Annotated in this window: 17 protein-coding genes and 1 riboswitch; of the genes, 9 read left to right on the forward strand and 8 right to left on the reverse strand. The window is 71.2% G+C overall.

Annotation, left to right across the window (positions count from 1 at the left end):
- Window positions 1-144 precede the first annotated feature (144 nt).
- A riboswitch (TPP riboswitch) is annotated at window positions 145-262 on the reverse strand.
- 90 nt (window positions 263-352) lie between these two features.
- Window positions 353-1,324 carry an aldo/keto reductase gene (locus DEIPH_RS10305; RefSeq protein WP_051517301.1) on the forward strand — a complete coding sequence of 324 codons (972 nt, stop codon included), beginning with the start codon at window positions 353-355 and terminating at the stop codon, window positions 1,322-1,324.
- 46 nt (window positions 1,325-1,370) lie between these two features.
- Here the strand turns inward: DEIPH_RS10305 and DEIPH_RS10310 are convergent, their stop codons facing one another.
- Window positions 1,371-2,081 (reverse strand): HepT-like ribonuclease domain-containing protein, encoded by a 711-nt coding sequence (locus tag DEIPH_RS10310; RefSeq protein ID WP_034357655.1) that lies wholly within the window; start codon window positions 2,079-2,081, stop codon window positions 1,371-1,373.
- A gap of 110 nt (window positions 2,082-2,191) precedes the next feature.
- Between DEIPH_RS10310 and DEIPH_RS10315 the strand changes: the two genes are divergently transcribed.
- Together DEIPH_RS10315 and DEIPH_RS10320 are read left to right on the forward strand one after the other, a co-directional pair.
- On the forward strand, window positions 2,192-2,575 hold the full coding sequence (locus DEIPH_RS10315) for a 4'-phosphopantetheinyl transferase superfamily protein (RefSeq protein ID WP_034357657.1): 384 nt from the start codon (window positions 2,192-2,194) through the stop codon (window positions 2,573-2,575).
- Window positions 2,575-3,399 (forward strand): Cof-type HAD-IIB family hydrolase, encoded by an 825-nt coding sequence (locus DEIPH_RS10320; RefSeq protein WP_034357776.1) that lies wholly within the window; start codon window positions 2,575-2,577, stop codon window positions 3,397-3,399. The genes DEIPH_RS10315 and DEIPH_RS10320 overlap by 1 nt, the downstream gene beginning before the upstream one ends.
- 53 nt (window positions 3,400-3,452) lie before the next feature.
- Here DEIPH_RS10320 and DEIPH_RS10325 read toward each other — a convergent pair whose 3' ends face one another.
- From DEIPH_RS10325 to DEIPH_RS10340, 4 genes are all read right to left on the reverse strand, one after another.
- Window positions 3,453-5,093 carry an MDR family MFS transporter gene (locus DEIPH_RS10325; RefSeq protein ID WP_034357659.1) on the reverse strand — a complete coding sequence of 547 codons (1,641 nt, stop codon included), beginning with the start codon at window positions 5,091-5,093 and terminating at the stop codon, window positions 3,453-3,455.
- On the reverse strand, window positions 5,090-5,590 hold the full coding sequence (locus tag DEIPH_RS10330; RefSeq protein WP_051517302.1) for a MarR family winged helix-turn-helix transcriptional regulator: 501 nt from the start codon (window positions 5,588-5,590) through the stop codon (window positions 5,090-5,092). The genes DEIPH_RS10325 and DEIPH_RS10330 overlap by 4 nt, the downstream gene beginning before the upstream one ends.
- 49 nt (window positions 5,591-5,639) lie before the next feature.
- The gene (locus DEIPH_RS10335; protein WP_034357661.1) at window positions 5,640-6,095 is read right to left on the reverse strand and encodes an NUDIX domain-containing protein; all 456 of its coding nucleotides are present in this window, start codon (window positions 6,093-6,095) and stop codon (window positions 5,640-5,642) included.
- Between the two features lie 298 nt (window positions 6,096-6,393).
- Complete coding sequence (locus tag DEIPH_RS10340; protein ID WP_081790872.1) at window positions 6,394-7,638, reverse strand: CynX/NimT family MFS transporter; 1,245 nt, start codon at window positions 7,636-7,638, stop codon at window positions 6,394-6,396.
- Between the two features lie 323 nt (window positions 7,639-7,961).
- Here DEIPH_RS10340 and DEIPH_RS10345 point away from each other — a divergent pair, with 323 nt between their 5' ends.
- The 5 genes from DEIPH_RS10345 to DEIPH_RS10365 all read left to right on the forward strand — a co-directional run bounded on the left by DEIPH_RS10345 (window position 7,962) and on the right by DEIPH_RS10365 (window position 13,453).
- Window positions 7,962-9,017, forward strand: a complete 1,056-nt coding sequence (locus tag DEIPH_RS10345; RefSeq protein ID WP_235183220.1) for a thiamine ABC transporter substrate-binding protein — start codon at window positions 7,962-7,964, stop codon at window positions 9,015-9,017.
- A gap of 92 nt (window positions 9,018-9,109) precedes the next feature.
- Complete coding sequence (locus DEIPH_RS10350; protein WP_034357665.1) at window positions 9,110-10,660, forward strand: ABC transporter permease; 1,551 nt, start codon at window positions 9,110-9,112, stop codon at window positions 10,658-10,660.
- Window positions 10,657-11,853: a serine hydrolase gene (locus tag DEIPH_RS10355; protein WP_235183221.1), complete on the forward strand. Its 1,197-nt coding sequence runs from the start codon at window positions 10,657-10,659 to the stop codon at window positions 11,851-11,853. The genes DEIPH_RS10350 and DEIPH_RS10355 overlap by 4 nt, the downstream gene beginning before the upstream one ends.
- Window positions 11,850-12,818, forward strand: coding sequence for an ABC transporter ATP-binding protein (locus DEIPH_RS10360; protein WP_034357667.1), 969 nt, complete (start codon window positions 11,850-11,852; stop codon window positions 12,816-12,818). Before DEIPH_RS10355 ends, DEIPH_RS10360 begins: the two co-directional genes overlap by 4 nt.
- The gene (locus DEIPH_RS10365) at window positions 12,815-13,453 is read left to right on the forward strand and encodes a thiamine diphosphokinase (RefSeq protein ID WP_034357669.1); all 639 of its coding nucleotides are present in this window, start codon (window positions 12,815-12,817) and stop codon (window positions 13,451-13,453) included. Before DEIPH_RS10360 ends, DEIPH_RS10365 begins: the two co-directional genes overlap by 4 nt.
- Before the next feature lie 3 nt (window positions 13,454-13,456).
- Here DEIPH_RS10365 and DEIPH_RS10370 read toward each other — a convergent pair whose 3' ends face one another.
- The 3 genes from DEIPH_RS10370 to DEIPH_RS10380 form a co-directional block, all read right to left on the reverse strand.
- Entirely contained in the window at window positions 13,457-14,125 is a 669-nt protein-coding gene (locus tag DEIPH_RS10370) for an amino acid ABC transporter permease (protein ID WP_034357671.1), read from the reverse strand.
- Window positions 14,126-14,230: 105 nt separating this feature from the next.
- The gene (locus tag DEIPH_RS10375) at window positions 14,231-15,001 is read right to left on the reverse strand and encodes a transporter substrate-binding domain-containing protein (RefSeq protein WP_051517303.1); all 771 of its coding nucleotides are present in this window, start codon (window positions 14,999-15,001) and stop codon (window positions 14,231-14,233) included.
- Window positions 15,002-15,180: 179 nt separating this feature from the next.
- The gene (locus DEIPH_RS10380) at window positions 15,181-16,581 is read right to left on the reverse strand and encodes an alpha/beta hydrolase family protein (protein WP_034357673.1); all 1,401 of its coding nucleotides are present in this window, start codon (window positions 16,579-16,581) and stop codon (window positions 15,181-15,183) included.
- 189 nt (window positions 16,582-16,770) lie between these two features.
- Here DEIPH_RS10380 and DEIPH_RS10385 point away from each other — a divergent pair, with 189 nt between their 5' ends.
- A complete protein-coding gene (locus tag DEIPH_RS10385) occupies window positions 16,771-17,412 on the forward strand; it encodes a hypothetical protein (protein ID WP_034357675.1) in 642 nt (213 codons plus the stop codon).
- Window positions 17,413-17,677: the final 265 nt, after the last annotated feature.

A 17,677-nucleotide genomic window follows, 5' to 3' on the forward strand; every position in this document is an offset into this window, starting at 1 on the left:
TTTTCCTTCTCCTTCCAGTCGGGTTTCGCAGTGATGGCATCACTGTTCAACCGGAATTCGTAGGAAGCACTCGTGAACTGGCAGCAGCGTCTAGAAACCCAAAGAAGCCCTCCCCCAAACGTCGGAGGAGGGCTGAACATCCCTGTTCGGCACCCGTCACGCTCCCTCCGCTGGTATGAACCAGATCAGGTTCCTGGGGTTGGGCCTCTTCGCGGCCCTCTCAGCCCCCGCGCTCTGCGGATGGGCACCCCCGGTGACTGCCCGGAGTGTGACACCCGTCGGGAATGCGGTCAAGGGCCGGGGGGCGCGGCCGGTCTAGGGCGGCCAGTCTGGGGCGGGGTAGATTCACGGCATGGACCCTGCGCCCCTCCCCACCCGCCTCCTCGGCTCGGCCCCGCCCCCCGTCACCTGCCTGGGCCTGGGCCTCGCCGCGCTGGGGCGGCCCGGATACATCAACCTGGGGCACGGACAGGACCTCGGGGCCGCGAAGGACGTGGAGGCGCTGCGGACGCGGGCGTGGGCGGTGCTGGACGCGGCCTGGGCGGCGGGCCTGCGGTATTTCGACGCCGCGCGCAGCTACGGGCGGGCGGAGGAGTTCCTGGGCGGCTGGCTGCGGGAGCGCGGGCACGCGGCGGCAGTGGGCAGCAAATGGGGCTACACCTACACTGCGAACTGGCGCACGGACGCCGAGACACACGAGGTCAAGAACCACACCCTCGCCACCCTGGAGCGGCAGTGGCCCGAAACGCTGGAGGTGCTGGGCCGCCCCGACGTGTACCTGATTCACTCCGCGACACTGGAAACCGGCGTGCTGGAGGATGAACGGGTGCTGGCCCGGCTGGCGGAACTGGCCGCGGAGGGCGTGCGCGTGGGCCTCAGCACCAGTGGACCGGGGCAGGCGGGCACGCTGAGAAAGGCGCTGGCCGTGCAGGTGGACGGCGTGAATCCCTTCAGCGTGGTGCAGGCCACCTGGAACCTGCTGGAACCCTCGGTGGGCGCGGCGCTGGCGGAGGCGCACGCGGCAGGCTGGGGTGTGGTCGTCAAGGAGGCGGTGGCGAATGGTCGCCTCACCTCACGCGGACAGGTGCCGTCCGAACTGGCCGACCTCTGCCAGGAACTTCGCACCACCCCCGATGCCATCGCCCTCGCCGCCGCTCTCGCGCAACCCTGGGCCGACGTGGTGCTGAGCGGGGCGACGACGGTGGAGCAACTGCAAGACAACCTCGCCGCACTGTGGTTAACCCTGACTCCGGAGGCGCTGGACGACCTCGCACAGCGGCCGGAGCGGTACTGGGGGGAGCGGTCGGCGCTGGCGTGGACGTAGGAGGGGGCAGCGAGGGCGGCAGCCTCAGCCTCCGCTCGCCCACGCCCTACAACCCACGTCCCACATCCTCTCCCCCGTCCGCCAGCGCCTGAAGCGCGGGCCGCAGGGCGGGCAGTTCTACTCGCGCCGTGTGCCACACCAGCGCCGGGTCGATGCCGAAGTAGTCGTGCGCGACGAGGTTCCGCACCTCGCGCAGCAGCGCCCAGGGCACTTCGGGGGTCCCCTCCTGCACACTCTGCGGGATGAACTTGGTCGTCTCGCCCAGCCGGGTGAGGTTGTGCAGCACGGCGTCCTGGGTGCGCTCGTCGGCCAGGAAGGTGGCGAGGGTGTGGGCCTGGGTGTACGCCGTCACCCGGTCCACCGCGTCCAGCAGGTCATAGACGCGCCAGCGCCAGCGTTTGCGGCGGTGGGTGGCGGGCGGCGGCTGCGGCACGTGCCGCACGTCCACCGCGTCGGCCAGAATCTCGGCGCGCAGCGGGGCCTTGAGCGCCCCCTCGGTCAGCACGTCCACCCGGCGGCCCAGCAGGACCTCGAAGACTTCCCTGGCCCGCATCAGGTCCAGCAAGCCCGCCTCGCCCGCAAAGTCCACCAGCAGGTCGATGTCGGCGGAGTGGTCGGCCTCGCCCCGCGCCACCGAGCCGAACACCCGCACGCGCGTGACCCCCACGGCCCGCCACTGCGCCTCGCCGGCACGCAACAGGCCCGCGATGGTGGGCAGGCGCAGGTCGGGAAAGAGGGCGGGGGGCGGGGTGGACACGTGGGGCAGGATAGGGCTTGTGGCTTGCAGCTTGTGGAAGGGGCCGCTTTTGCGAAAGCTCCAGCTTCTCCAGGCGACAGGCCACACGTCAGCCGCCTATCCTCCCCGTGATGATTGTCGCCATCGGACACGACCTGATTGAAATCGAGCGCATTCGGGGGATGCTCGCGCGGGAGGGGCGGCGGGCGGAGAAGCTGTTCGCACCCGCCGAACTCGCCTACTGCGCCCGACTGGCCGACCCCGCCCCCTCCCTGGCGGCTCGCTTCGCCGCGAAGGAGGCGTTTCAGAAGGTCTGGCCGCGCCCCCACGGTTGGCGCGACGTGTGGGTGGAGCGCGAGCGCACGCCGGACGGCCCCTTTCCCTTCGCGCCGCCGGTGCTGGGCTTCGCGCCCGAGATTGCGGCGGAGATGGAAGAACGCGGCTGGGTGGCCCACCTGACCCTGACGCACACCAAGGAACACGCCTCGGCGGTCGTGGTGCTGGAGGGGCGGTGATTCGCCTCATCGCCACGGACCTCGACGGCACGCTGCTGCGCCCCGACCTGACCGTGAGCGCCCGGACGCGGGCGGCCCTGGACGCGGCGCGGGTCGCCGGCATCCACGTCGTCCCGGTGACGGCCCGGCAGCCGCGCGGGGTCCGGCGGATTGCGGAGGCCGCGGGCTTCACCGACTACGCCCTGTGCGGCAACGGCGCGCACAGCGTTCACCTGGGCACGGGCGAGACGCTCTTCGAGGCACACGTGCCGGAGGCGGTGCAGCGGGCCGTGGCGCAGGCCCTCGCCGCGCGGGTGCCCGGCGTGCTGTTCGTCAGTGTGCGCGAGGGTGGGGAGGTCTTTGTGGCGCAGGACGGTTACGCGGCCATCGCCCACTTCGAGGACCACAAGCGCGAGCCAGGCGAGATGGGCACCTTCACCCTGGACGACGTGCTGGCCCGCCCCAGCCTGAAGTTCATCGTGCGGCACGTGGCCCTCACGCCGCGCGAACTGCTGGCCGAACTGCGGGCACTGGGGCTGGGCGGCTTCGCGGTCACGCATTCCGGCGCGCCCTTTCTGGAGGTGCTGGCCGAGGGCGTCAGCAAGGCGTGGGGCCTGGAGCGGCTCTGCGCGCGGCTGGGCATCGCGCGGGAGGAGGTCCTGGCCTTTGGCGACGCCCCCAACGACGCCGAGATGCTCGCCTGGGCCGGGCGCGGCGTGGCGATGGCCAACGCGGAACCGGAGGCGCTGGAGGCGGCGGACGAGGTGACGCTGAACAACGCGGAAGATGGTGTGGCCGTGGTCATCGAGCGGGTGCTGCGAGAGCAGGCCCACTGCCTGACCTGAACGAGAAAGGGACGCCCCGTGCAGAGCGTCCCCCGAAGGCTGCGTTTCCCGGCTCAGTCCGTCGCCGCCGCCTGCTGTCCCCGACCTTCCCCTTCCACCCGCACCCCGGCCTTTCGCCCGACCAGGGGCCGCTCGGGCATCAGGACCGTGACCAGGAAGGCCACCGCGACCAGCAGGCCCGCAATCAGGAACACGTGGTCAATCGCGCCCGCCATCACCCCACGCAGGGCCGTCAGGATGGGGGCCACCAGGTCGGCGTGGCCCAGCCGCGCCAGGGCGGCTTCCAGTTGCCCGGTGGCCTGCGGGCTGGACAGCACGTTGGGGTTGGCGATGGCGTCCTGCACGGGCGCGGGGAGCCGGGCGGCCTCAGGCGGCAGCTTCGCGGCGAGGTTCTGCGCCAGTTGCGCGTTCACCAGCGCCCCGAAGAGGCTGACGGCCAGAGTGCCGCCGATCTGCCGGAAAAACTGGTTGCCGCTGGTGGCACTGCCGAGCTGGTCACGCGGGGCGGCGTTCTGCACCGCGAGCGTGAGCTGGCTGTTCACCGGGCCGAGGCCCAGGCCCAGCAGCACCATCAACCCGACGGCCATCCACAGCGGGGTCGTGGTGCCCAGGGTCGTGCTGAGCAGCAGGGCGGCGGTGGCGACCAGCGCGCCGCCCACGATGAGGAGCTTGTAGCGCCCGGTGCGGCTGACGATCTGCCCGCTGAGGGTGCTCGTGACAATCAGGCCGAACATCAGCGGCGTGAGGGCCAGGCCGCTGCCGCTGGCGCTGCTGCCGCGCACGCCCTGCATGTAGAGGGGCAGGTACAGAATCGCGGCGTACATCCCCGCGCTGGTCAGGAAACCCGCCAGGCTGGCGAGCGAGATGGCCGGGTCGCGCAGCAGCCGCAGGTTCAGGATGGGCTGTTCCTGATGACGGCTGTGCCACACGTACCACCCGCCCAGCACCAGCGTGCCCGCCAGCAGGCCCAGGATGCGCGCGCTGCCCCAGGCATAGGTGCCGCCACCCCACGAGAGCGCGAGCGTGAGCGTGATCACGGCTCCGGCCAGCAGCAGCGCCCCCAGCGCGTCGAAGTGGCGGTGGGTGCGCGGCCCGGTGGGTGCGGGCATCCGGAAGAAACGGCCCACGAAGTACAGCGCCAGCAGCGCGAAGGGTACGTTCACGAAAAACACGCTGCGCCAGCCCAGGTGGTCGGTCAGGAAGCCGCCGACCAGCGGCCCCACCACGCTGCTGATGCCCCAGACTGCACCGGTGTAACCCTGGTAGCGCCCGCGCTCGATGGGCGTGAAGAGGTCGGCAATCGCCGTGAAGCTCATCGCCATCAGGGTGCCGCCGCCGATGCCTTGGAGGGCACGCAGCGCGATCAGTTGCCCCATGCTCTGCACGAAGCCCAGCAGCACGCTACCCACGGCAAAGACGACGATGCCCAGCAGGATCAGCGGGCGGCGGCCATAGCGGTCGCTGATGGTGCCCACGATGGGCACGGTGATGGTGGTCGCCAGCGAGTACGCGGTGAAGGCCCAGGCGTACAGGTGAAAGCCCCCCAGGTCCGAAATCACGCGCGGCATGGCGCTGCCCACCACGGTCATGTTCAGGCTGGACAGGAACAGCACCGTCAGGATCCCGACAAAGGCCAGAATTTTGTCGCGGTGGGTCAGGCCTGCGCCAGCGGGTGAGGCGACGGGAGCGGTCATGCGCCCACCTCCTCGCGGATCGGCGTTTCAGCGCGCGGCTTCCCGGGGTGCAGGGTAAGGGCAGCCTCCAGCCCCTCCAGCGCCAGGAGCGCGGCGTGCACCTGCGCGGGCGGCAGGTGGCCGAACTGCGCCCGCACGATGTCGTGGGCAGCGGCGCGGGTGCGGGCGCGGGCCGTCTCGCCCGCCGGGGTCAGGCGCAAACGCTGCTTGCGGAGGTCAGTGGGGTCGGGCACCCGCTCCAGCAGGCCCTGCCCCGCCAGCTTGGTCACGATGCGCGTGACGGTGGGGGCGGGCAGGCGGTGGTGTTCGGCGACCGCGCCGGGCGTGTCCAGCCCGTCCATCACGGCCCCCAGCACCAGCACTTCCTTGGTGTTGAGATTCACGGCCTGTTCCAGCGGTTCGTCCAGCGCCTGCCGGAAATGCCGCGAGAGCCGCAGCGTGTGCCGGACCAGCCGGTACACCTCGTCGGAAGAATGGGAAGGGTCAGAGCGAATCATTTCATCTGAAAGTATTTCACCTGGAAGAAGCTGGAGGCTTCACTTTTTGTTACTTTCCGGGAAACAGGCGCAGGCCCGCCAGTCCGTCCAGTTGCTCGGAGAGGGGTATGCCCTGCAACAGGTGGGCGGTCAGCACCCCCAGTAACCAGGGCAGCACGTCGGCCGGCAGGTCATCCGGGGCGAACCAGGCGACCTCCGAGGTGTGCTGGCGAGGTTCGGGCCTCCCCTCCCACGTCCGGGCGAGAAAGAGAAAATCTGCCCCCGTCATGCCGTCCAGGTCGTAGCGGCTGACGCCCAGGAAGTGGAGGTCCGCCGGATTCACGCGCACGCCGACCTCCTCCCACGCCTCGCGCGCCGCCGCCTCGGCCAGCCCCTCGCCCGGCTCCACGTGGCCGCCGGGCAGGCCCCACAGGCCCGTCCCATAGGAAACGCCCACGCGCCGCCCCAACAGCACGCGCCCCGCAGGGTCCAGCAGCACCAGCCAGGCCACCAGATGAAAGGTCATGGCCCAGGGTAATGGCTCAGAGCATTTGTCCGAATGACGCCGCTCTGGGGAAGGACACTCCAACGCCTCCATTCTCCCAAACGCTCTCCCTCTTTACACGCGCTGTCTTGGGCATCGTCGTGAACGGACGCGCAGGAGCACGCCACGCCTCCAGAACGGCCTGTCGGTCAGAACGGACTCGCTTGAGCCAGTCTGCCCTCCCCTTGAGGACGCCTTCTTGGGCAAAACGGCACCCGGATGGGGCCTGCCCGCTGCCCGCCCGCTCGGTCAAAAAGACGGTCTCTTTTTGACAAATGTTCTAGGGGAAACGCCGGGGCCAGCTCGCCAGCAGCCCTGTCACCAGCGTCAGGCCCGTGCAGACGAGCAGGAAGCCCAGCGGCGCGTTCCAGCCGTGCGTGCGGTCGTGCAGCGCCCCGAAGATGAACGGTCCCGTGGCGGCCAGCAGGTACCCGAAGCCCTGCGCCAGCGCCGAAAGCTGCGGCACCTGCGCCGGGTGGGCGGCCCGCTGCGCGATGAAGACCAGGGCCAGCGGGAAAGTGCTGCCGCACCCCGCCCCCAGCAGCAGAATCCAGGGCAGCGGCCACCCCGGCGCGAGCAGCAGCCCCAGCAACCCCGCGCCGATCAGCGCCGCCGCCCCCGCCACCAGCAGGGCGGGATTCCGGAGCCGCGCGGCCAGAATCGGCACGGCCAGCGTGAAGGGCAGTTGCACCACGTTCCCGGCGGAGAGCAGCAGGCCGCTCGCGGCGGCGCTCAGGCCGTGGTCCTGGAGCACGCGCGGCAGCCAGGTCAGCCAAGTGAAGAACACCAGCCCCTGAAACCCCATGAACAGCGTCACGGGCAGGGCGTAGGGATTGCGCCACACCCCAGGCCCCTGCCGGGCCGCCCGCTCGTGCGTCTGCCGCCCGAACAGCGCCGGGAGCCAGGCCAGCACGCCTGCGGCGGCCAACCACACCCAGATACCCAGGGAAGCCCGCCAGGACCCGCCCAGCGCCCCCCGCAGCGGCACCGCCAGCCCCGAGGCCAGCGCCGCGCCGCTCACCACCGCCAGCGTGTACACCCCCGTCATCAGGCCCACCCGCTCGGGAAAGTCGCGTTTGACCAGGCTGGGCAACAGCACGTTGATGATGGCGATGCCCGCCCCGATCAGGACCGTGCCCAGCAGAATCCACGGCAGGCTCGGCCCCACCCGCAGCAGCGCCCCCACGCCGATCACGGCGGTGCTGACCAGAATGACCGTCTCGGAACTGCGCCGCCGCGTGAGCAGCGGGGCCAGCGGCGCGAGCAGGCCCCAGCACAGCAGCGGAATGGTGGTCAGCAGGCTCACCGTGGCCGCGTTCACGTGCAGCTCCGCCTGAATCTGGGCCAGCAGCGGCCCGAACCCGGCGATGGTAGGGCGCAGGTTGAGCGCGACCACCACGATGCCCAGAATCAGGAACGGGGTCGCCGTCGGTGGGCGCGCCGGGGCGAGCTTCTGGGGACGGCTGTCCTCTGGGGTGGCCCGTGGTCCGGCCTGCTGGCTGATGTCCTGTGGTCTGGAATGCATGGTTCTCCCGCCCGGCGTCGCCTCAAGTCAGCCCATGATGCCTCTCGCCCCGCCCGGCGGCCACACTCACCACCGCGACTTGTGGCGCCCACCAGCCGCAGTCTCCGGCGTGAGCGCGGACGCTGACGGCCATCACGCCGCCTGCTATCCTGCCTCCTGCGTCACCGGGGGTGCCCATGCACCGTGCCACAACAGGCCGGGCCGGGCTGAGAAACACCCCAAAGAACCTGATCCGGGTCATACCGGCGGAGGGAGCGTGACGGGGCAGCCCACAGACGACCTGCCCCTGGCCTCTCCCCTTCGTGACGCGAGGGGGATTTTTCATGTTCAAGCAAGTCATGTTCAAGAATGCATTGCGGCTCGGCCTGCTGCTCGCGGGCGCGGCCCACGCCCAGGGCGCACCGGCGACCCTGACGGTCATCACCCACGATTCCTTCGATGTGGACAGGAAGCTGGTCGCGCAGTTCGAGAAGGCGAACGGCGTCCGCGTGCGCTTCGTGAAGGGCGGCGACACCGGGGAACTCCTGAACCGCCTGATCCTGACCCGCCGCGCCCCGCTGGCCGACGCCGTCTACGGTCTGGACAACACCCTGCTTCCGCGCGCCCGTCAGGCCGGGCTGCTGGAGCCGTACCGGTCCCCGAATCTGGCGAAGGTCCCCGCCGCCTATCGCCTGGACGACGCGGGGCTGCTGAACACCGTGGACTACGGCTTCGTGGCGCTGAACTACGACCGCGCCGCCTTCGCCAGGACGGGTCTGCCCCTCCCCAAAAGCCTCGACGACCTGAAAAAGCCGCAGTACGCGCGCCTGACGGTCGTGCCGTCCCCCGCGACCAGCAGCCCCGGCCTGGCCTTTTTGCTCGCCACCGTGAACCACTACGGCGAGGCGGGCGCGTGGGCGTGGTGGAAGGAAGCCCGTACGAACGGCCTCAAGGTCACGCGCGGCTGGTCGGACGCCTATGAAAAGGACTTCAGCAAGAACGGCGGCCGGTACCCCATCGTCCTGAGCTATGCCAGCAGCCCCGCCGCCGAGGTGTTCTACGCCGACGGCTTCGACCCCCGGAAGCTCCCGGCCCAGTCGCCCACGGCCAGCCTCTTCCTGCCGGGCAGCACCTTCCTGCAACTCGAAGGCGTGGGCGTGCTGAAGGGCGCGAAACAGCCGGCCCTGGCCCGCAAGTTCGTGGACTTCATGCTCTCCGGCGGCGTGCAGGCCGACATTCCCACCCGCATGTGGGTCTACCCCGCCGTCAGCGGCACCAGGCTCGACCCGGTCTTCAAGTTTGCCCAGCAGCCCGACGTGCTGCCGGTCAAGGCCAGCGTGACCGCCAACCCGCAGCGGCTGGTGGACGCCTGGGTCACGAACGTGTTGCGGGCAAGGTAAGAGGCCGTGGGAGAGGAGGTGCCACGCCGGAACCGGGAGGCGGTGAGGGGCCGAGGGGTGGGGGCCAGCCGCAGCGGGCTGCCCCGCCACCCATGACCCCCTCCCCCGCCCTGCGCGGCTGGCTGCTCGCCTTCCCCCCGGTCCTCTTTATCCTGCTGCTGCTGGTGCTGCCGCTGGGCCGCACCCTGGCCGAGGGCGGCGTGAAGCTCGCCATCTGGCAAGACCCCTACTTTCTGGGCCGGCTGGCCTGGACGGTGGGACAGGCGACCGCGACGGCCCTGCTGGCACTGGCCGTCGGCGGGCCGCTGGCCTACCTGCTGTCGCGCTACGCCGTGCCCGGTAAATCCATGCTGCTGCGCCTGCTGCTGCTGCCGTTCGTGACGCCGACCCTGGTGGCCGTGCTGGGCCTCACGGCGCTGCTGGGGCCACGCGGCTGGCTGACCGGGCCGCTGGGGATCGATCTGGACGGCACGCCCACACTGCTGATTCTGGGAAATCTCTTTTTCAATCTCCCGGTGATGGTGCGCCTCGCGTATGGCGGCTTCTCGCGGGTGTCGCCGACCCTGACCGGCGCGGCGCGCACGCTGGGGGCGTCGGGCCTGCGGGCCGCGCTGACGGTGGCCCTACCGCTGGCCCTGCCGGGGCTGAGCGCCGGATTCATCCTGGTGTTCCTGTACTCGGCGCTGAGTTTCGGGCTGCCGCTGGCGCTGGGCGGCGAACGGTACGCCACGCTGGAGGTGGAGATTTACACCCTGACGGCCTACCAGCTGCGGCTCAGCGAGGCGAGCGCCCTGATTGCCGGGCAACTGCTGCTCACGCTGACCGCGACGTGGACCTATGTGCGGCTGCTGCGCGGTGGGGTGGGCGTGCCTGCACCGGGCCTCCCGACGGCGCGGGGAGGGGTGGCCGCCCTGCTGTGGACCCTGGTGGCCCTGGTGGTGCTGATCTGCTTCGGGCCGCTGCTGGCCGTGGTGGCGCGCGGCCTGCTGGGGACGGGCGGGCCGACCCTGGCCTACTGGCGGGGCGTCCTGACCGACCCGGACACGCCGCTGCTGCTGGGCAACACGCTGCGCTTCGGGCTGCTGGCGCTGGTCGGTGCGGCGCTGCTGGGCACGCTGCATGCCCTGGGGGCGTGGCTGGCGCGGTCGCGCACGCTGGATCTGCTGTCCCTCCTACCGCTGATGGTGTCGCCCGTCAGCCTGGCGGTGGGCTACTTGCTGGCCTACCCCGCGCTGTCGGCCACCCTGCCGATGCTGATCGCGGCCTACACGCTGCTGGGCTTTCCGCTGGTGACGCGCAGCGTGCTGCCCGCGCTGCGTGCGCTGCCGCCGCGCACGCTGGAAGCGGCCCGCACGCTGGGGGCAGGTGCCCTGGCGGCCCACCGCACGGTCACGCTGCCCCTGACCCTCCCGGCACTGCGGGGCGGGGCGGCCCTCGCGTTGGCGACGGTCCTGGGCGAGTTCGGCGCGACGCTGGTGCTGACGCGGCCCGAGTGGGCCACCCTCAGCGTGGGCCTGTACGAGCGCCTGGGCCGCCCCGGCGAACGCAACCTGGGCGAGGCGTGTGCGCTGGCGACAGTGCTGCTGCTGCTGGCGGGCCTGAGCTTCACGCTGCTGGACGGCGGCGAGGGAGAGGTGACGTGACCGCCCGGCCCACACGCCACAATGGCCGGGTGCGCTCCCTCGTGCCCGCCCGCCTCAGCCCGCGCCGCGCGGCCCGCTGGCCGGCAGCCCTGGCCCTCCTCCTGCTGGGCAGCCTGGCGGGTGCGCTCGGTACATCAGCCCCGCTCCCGTCCCAGGCCCCGGCGCTGTCCTGCCAGGAAGCGCCCGACCCGTCAGGCGGTCCCTGGCCGCCCGGTTCCGCGATCCCGGTGCGGCCCCTGCCCGCTGGCATCACGGGCCGGGTGGCCTTCTATGCAGCCGTGTATGGGACGGACGGCCAGCCCCTGCGGGCCGTGCAACTGGGCGACGTGGACGCCCTGCACCCGCTGGCGAGCGCCTTCAAGCCGCTGGTCGTGCGGGCGGCCTTGCAGGAGGTGGACGCGGGGCGGCTCTCGCTGGGCACGCGGCTCGAAACGACGCCGGGGCGGCGCAGTATCGAGGGGTATCCGGCGGGGCGCAACACGGTGGAGCAACTGGCCCGCCTCGCGCTGGTGCGCAGCGACAACACCGCCAGCGACATCCTGCACCTGGCGGCCGGCCCCGAACGGGTGGCGCGCGCCGTGGGGGCACTCAGCCCCTGCACCCGCATCCTGCACACCACCAAGGCGCTGTGGGCGGCCCAGGCGGGGCTGCTGCCCGACGTGTTCCGGCCCGGTGTGGACGGTGCCGGCTCCGCCGCGCTGCCGCTGGAAGAACGTCTGCCGGTCGCGCAGGCCCTCAACCGCCGCGCGCAGGACCTGACCGGTCCGCAGGTGGAGGCGGCCCTCGACCGTTATTTTCACGGCCCAGACTATGACCCGGCGCTCGAACTGGCCGTGCAGAACACCAGCACCGCGCGGGCCTATGCGGGCCTGCTGGCCCGGACCCTGCCCGGCAATGACCTGAAGCCCACCACCCGCCGCCTGTACCGGGCCTGGCTGGCGGACGGCTGCTGCAAACCCGCCCACCCCACGCTCCCCGCACCGTTCTGGGGAGCCAAGGCGGGCAGCGGCTGGCGCATCCTGACGCTGACGGGCGCGGCGGAACTGCCTGGAGGCCAGGTCCTCGCCTACGCCTACTTCAACGACGGGAGCGACACGCTGGATGCCGAGGACATGGAGCGCCAGATTCCGGCCCTGGTGCGCTGGCTGGACGCGACCCTCACGGCACTGGCCGCCGGCAGGCCGACGCCGTGAACGCCCTAAGTGTAGCCCACCTCGCCAAAGCCTTCGGGAACGTGCCGGCGGTGGAAGACGTGTCCCTCACCGTCAGTCCGGGCGAAACCGTCGCCCTCCTCGGTCCCAGCGGCTGCGGCAAAAGCACCGTGCTGCGCTGCGTGGCGGGCCTGGAGCGCCCGGACGCGGGGCAGGTGTGTATCGGGGAACGGGACGTGACGGCCCTGCCGCCGGAAGCGCGGCATGTCGGGCTGGTGTTTCAGGATTACGCCCTCTTTCCACACCTCAGTGTGCTGGGGAACGTGGCCTACGGCCCCCGCATACGCGGCGCGCGGCGGGCGGAAGCGGAGCGGCGGGCGCGGGAAGCCCTCGCGCTGGTGGGCCTGGAGGCCCTGGCCGGGCGGCGCACCACCGAACTCTCGGGTGGGCAGGCGCAGCGGGTGGCGCTGGCGCGGGCGGTGGCGACAGGTTCGCCCCTGCTGCTGCTGGACGAACCGCTCAGCAATCTCGACGAGCAACTGCGCGCGCGGCTCAGGTCCGACCTCCGCGACCTGTTCGCGCGCCTGCAAGCGGGCGTGCTGCTCGTCACCCATGACCAGCGGGAGGCGCTGGCGGTGGCCTCGCGCGTGGCGGTGATGCGCGCGGGTCGGCTGGTCCAGGTGGGCGCGGCCCGGGAGGTCTTCGCGCGGCCCGCGACGGCGTGGGTGGCCGCCTTTCTGGGCCACGCCAACGTGTTGCCGGGGCCGGACGGCCGCGCCCGCCTCATTCCCGAGGACGCGGTACGGCTGGGCGAGGGGAAAGCTTTTCCGGTCACCGCGCGGCAGACCACCGACACCGGGACGGAAGTGACGGTGGGGCACCCCCTCGGCCCCCTCACGCTGCACCTCAGCGCGCGGGAGGCGGCGGACCTCTGCGGGGACAGCCTGCGTCTGACGGTGGACCCCGCCCGCGTCCTGACCCTCCCCGACGACCGGGAGCGCGCATGACGGCCTGGATTCTGGTCGGTGGGCGGCTGGTGCGGACGGCGGCGCTGCTGGCCCTGCCCCGCCCCGACTTCGTGGTGGCCGCCGACAGCGGTGCCCGGCACGCGGCGGCATTGGGCGTGAAGGTGGATGCCTGGGTGGGCGACTTCGATTCCTCCGCAGGGCTCACGCTGAACGCACCCCGCGAGGTTCACCCGACGGCCAAGGACGAGACGGACGCGGAGCTGGCCGTGCGGCTGGCCCGTGAACGGGGCGCGACCCGGCTGGTCTTCCTGGGTGCTTTCGGGGGGCGCTTCGACCACGCGGCGGCGCTGGTGCTGGGCGGCGTGCGTCTGGCGCGCGAGGGCCTCCAGGTGATCCTGCACAGCGGCGACGAGAGCGGGCATCCGCTGCTGCCGGGCGCGGACGTGGGCCTGGACCTCCTTCCCCCCGGCACGACGCTCAGCGTGCTGGCCGTCAGCGACCTGCACGGCCTGACCCTTACGGGCGTGCGCTGGCCCCTCCGGCAGGCGGACGTGCCGCTGGGCAGCGGCTGGACGGTCAGCAACGAGGCGGCGGGCGGCCGGGTCAGGGCGAGCCTGGAGGGCGGGCTGGCGCTGGTCACCGTCCTGCATGCCGGGGAAGCCAGCGCGCCGTGAGCCTCACACGGCGCTGGTCCGGTAGGGCCGGTTCAGGCGGCGCTCCAGCAGCCGGAACAGCCGCGCCGCCACGTTGGACAGCAGAAAATAGATCAGGGCCACCGCCAGGTAAAGCGGCACCGGCTGGTAGGTGATCGACACCAGGCCGCGCGTGGTCAGCAGCAGTTCCGAGACCGTGATGACGCTGGCGAGGCTGGAATCCTTGAGCAGCCCGATGAACTGGTTGCCCAGCGCGGGGACGGCGGTGCGGGCCGCCTGCGGGATCAGCACCAGCCGCAGCGTCTGGAGGGGGCCGAGGCCCAGCGCCCGCGCCGCGTCCACCTGCCCCCGGTCCACCGCATTCAGGCTGCCCCGGATGATCTCGGCGGCGTAGGCCCCGGCAAAGAGGCTCAGGCCCAGCACCGCCGTGTTGAAGGCGGGCAGCGAGACATGGGTCAGCTGCGGCAGGGCGAAAAACAGAAAGAACAGCTGCACCAGCAGCGGCGTGCCCCGGAAAATCTCGATGTAGGTTCCGGCCAGCAGGCGCACCGGGGCCAGGCGCGACCTCCGCCCCAGCCCGGCGATCAGCCCCAGCACCAGGCCGAACACGCTGGCAAGCAGGGTCAGCGAGAGGGTCAGTTGCGCGCCGCGCCACAGCGCCCGCAGGGCTTCCGACGTAAAGACATCCAGCATGATCTTTTCCCTTCCGGAGCGGGAAGCGGCGTTCCCGGCCTTCCTTCTGCACAGCGAAAAAGGCCGCGCGGGTCAGTGGCGCGGCCTGTCTTCCCCGGTCGGCTCCTATTTGGTGGGCACCGTGATGTCCGCGCCCAGGTACTGGAGGCTCAGGCGCTTGAGGGTGCCGTCGGCGCGCATGGCGGCCAGCGCCTTCTCGACGGCGGCCTTGAGCTGCGGCTGGTTCTTGCCCAGGGTGATGTAGGGATTGTCCTGCTGGAGCACCGGGCCGGCGGGCTTCAGCTTCTGCCCGTTCTTGATGGCGACGCTGCCCACCGTGCGCGTGGTAATCATCCCCGCCGCGCGCCCGGCCGCGAGCGCCAGAAAGATCTCCTGTTCGCCGCTGTAGGTGGCGACATTGGGGTATTTCTGGTCCCGCAGGAACTTCTCGAACACGGTGCCCTGCGCCACGGCCACGGGCTTGCCGCCCAGCCCGGCCAGGTTCTTCGCCGCCGAGCCGGTGGGCACAAACAGCTGGAAGCCGTCGTAGTAGTAGGGCTTGCTCAGGAAATCCACGGCCCGCTCGCGCTCGGGCGTCTTGCTCTGCGAGGCCACCGCGAGATCGAATTGCCGCGCCTGCAAGCCCGCGATGATCGACGGAAACTCGGCCTTGATCAGCCGCGCCTTGACGCCCAGCCGCCGGGCGATCTCGCGCGCCACGTCGGCGTCGAAGCCGGTCAGCGAGCCGTCGGGGGCCGGTTGCGAGAAGGGCGGATACTCGCCGCTCATCACGACGCGCAGTTCGCCGCTCTTTCTCACGTCCGCGAGTTCGGCGTGCGCGACGGAACCGGCGGCGAGGGTGAGGGCGGACAGCAGCAGAAAACTGGATTTAGGCATAGGACATCTCCTGTTCGGTGGGGAGGGACGGAAGTCGACCCTATCCCTTCCCCGGCGGCCCTGCCCAGAAGGTTTTCTTTAGTTGGTAGCCGGTCCTACAGGGCGCGGCGCTCGCGGCGGGGGAGCGCCCCGGTCTGGCACTTCCCGGTCTGGCAATGTCCCCCGGTGTCTCCCTGACCTCAGGACGTGGGTGGGCAGGCCGCCACGCCGGTCCTCACGCCGCGCGTGAAGCGGCAGCCGTAGTTCGGATCGGCGACCGTCGCGGGCGTCAGCACATCGTCCCCGGCGGGTTTCTGCCCCGTCTTCTCCCAGGCCACGAGGTCACTGAAGGCCTCCACGACTTCGGGACCGGTGAACTCGCAGTGCCCACCCGCGCGGATGGCCCGCTGCACCAGGCGGTCACCGTTGCCGTGTGCCTGCGCGGCCAGGCGGTACTTCTGCTGGTGCGCGAAGGGCACATAGAAGTCGCCCAGGGTGTGCATGGTCAGCACGGGCACGCTGAATTCGCCGCTCACACGCGGCAGCCAGCGCAGGCCACCCCGGCGGGCCGCGTTCGCGTTCGGGTCGGCACTCACACGCAGAATCGCGGCGTTAAAGGCCACCTCGGCGGGTGTGGGGCTGGGGCCGTCGGTCCAGCGGTAGACGGTGTCCTGATTGCCGTAGACGTTCTTGTTCAGGACGCCGTTCAGCGTGCCGTCCGAGCCGCCGGTGCTGAACACGGCGTTCTGGTACGCGCCGAGGCGGAACCCCAGCTCAAAGACGGGCCGGTCCCCCCCGGTCAGGCGGCGGGCCAGTTCGCGGAGCCGGGTGCCCTGCACGGCGTTTTCCTGCCAGACGGGACCGGAAGTGTCGCTGAACAGCGCCGCCTTGATGTCGGGCAGCAGGGCCTGATAGTCGCTCTGGGGGTAGCTGCGCGCGCCCAGGCCGGCCAGTTGCGCCGCCGCCGTGGTGTAGTCGCCCAGCCACTGGAACTCGTATTCCTCGTCCATCACGCCGCACAGCGGCAGGGCGGCGGCGTAGTTGACCTTGCTCCGCTCGGTGGCGAGCGTCTCCTTTTCCACGGCGGCCCCGGCGATATGACCGCCCATCGAGACGCCCATAATCAGGTACTTGTCCGGCGGCCGGTACTTGCCTTCTGTCAGCCGGCCAAAGGCCAGGGCCAGCGCGTTGGTGTCCTCCACCCCGGCCCGCACGTCGTAATAGTTGGCAGAGTAGCTGCTGGCCGCCCAGGCGTACCCCTGGTCGAGCAGAACCTGGCGGATAGAAGGCGGCGCGACCGTGAGATTCTCCCCCGTTCCCGCGTAGCCGTGGGCGTACATCACCAGCGTGCCGTTCCAGTTGTCCGGCACCTCGATCAGGTAACTCGCCGGTCCCTGAATGCCCGCATACTGGCCCTTGTAGAGGGTCGCGCCCGCCAGAGGCTCGGTGGCCGGCTCCACGGCCTTGAAGATGCGGGTGTCCTGCGGGCGCATCTCGGTGGCGGGCGTGAGCAGGCTGCACCCGGCGAGCGCGAGGCCGCAGCCCAGCAGGGCCAGGGCGCGAACGGGACGAACAGCCGCATGGGTCGGGGTACCGGTCATGAAACCTCCAGAAGCGGGAAGGGGTCGGCCTCTGCGCCGCCGGGGTGCAGAGAGACGGAAGAACCAGGCGTCCATGAACTGTCTTGCGGGAAAACATCCGTATTTAAGGCCCGGCGTTCCGGCGCTGTCAACCCGGCACGCCGGCGCAGCGCGGGAACCTTCCTGCCCCACCCCCCGTATCCTGAAACCATGAGACGACGTGGACCCGGTTGCGGTTGCCTGGGATGTGGGGGCGGCTCCCTGCTGGTGCTGGTGGTCCTGGGGGCACTGGCCTGGTTCCTGGTCATTCAGCCCGCCCGCACCTTTCTGGACGCCTGGCGCGCACCCGCCCAGACGCAAACGCAGCCCCAGACCGGCGCCGCCACCCCGCCTGCCCCCACCGGCAACGTGAACGCCCCGCTGACGAAAGCGGACGTGGAGCGGTTCGTGCGGGTGCGCCGCGACATCCGGGACGCCCTGGGCACCAGCTTCACGGGCCTCCAGCAAGTCTGGACCGACATCCAGAACGGGCAGACGCCCAACCTGTGGACCGTTACGGGTGTGCTGCGCGACGCGGGCACCGCCATCGGCAACGCCCGGCAGGCCCAGGCGGCCGCCCTGGCCCGCGAGGAACTGAGCCTGGAACGGTACGCTGCCGTCCGCAGCGCCGTGAACCGCGCCCTGGGGGTGCCGAACGTGGACTTTGCCCAGGCCGCGCAGGCCCTGCAAAGCGGACGCCTCCCCGACCTGAACACCAGCGTGCAGACCGCCACCGCCCAGGAAAAGGCCCTGGTCGCGCCCCACCGCGCCGAGCTGACGCAGACGGCGGCACTGGGGCTGCTGGGGTTGTAGGAAGGGAAGAGGAGGACGCCTGCGGTCAGCAGGGGAAGCGGGAGCGTTCGCGTTCCCCTGCTTTTCCGTGTCTGCCGGTGGCCGACGCCCGCCTTCCCCCTCCACCTTCCAGGCCGCCGAACCGTCCAGGCCACAGGCCCGGGGCCTTCCAAACGGGCCAAGCATGGCGTCGAGGCCGGAACCGCGAGGGATCAAGCAACCCTGCCCGCCTTCGGGACGACTCTTGCCCAGCGCCGCGCTGCTCCCCTGCGCCCTCTGGGGATGG

Origin of the sequence: Deinococcus phoenicis (assembly GCF_000599865.1) — a bacterium.
Classification (GTDB): Bacteria; Deinococcota; Deinococci; order Deinococcales; family Deinococcaceae; genus Deinococcus; species Deinococcus phoenicis.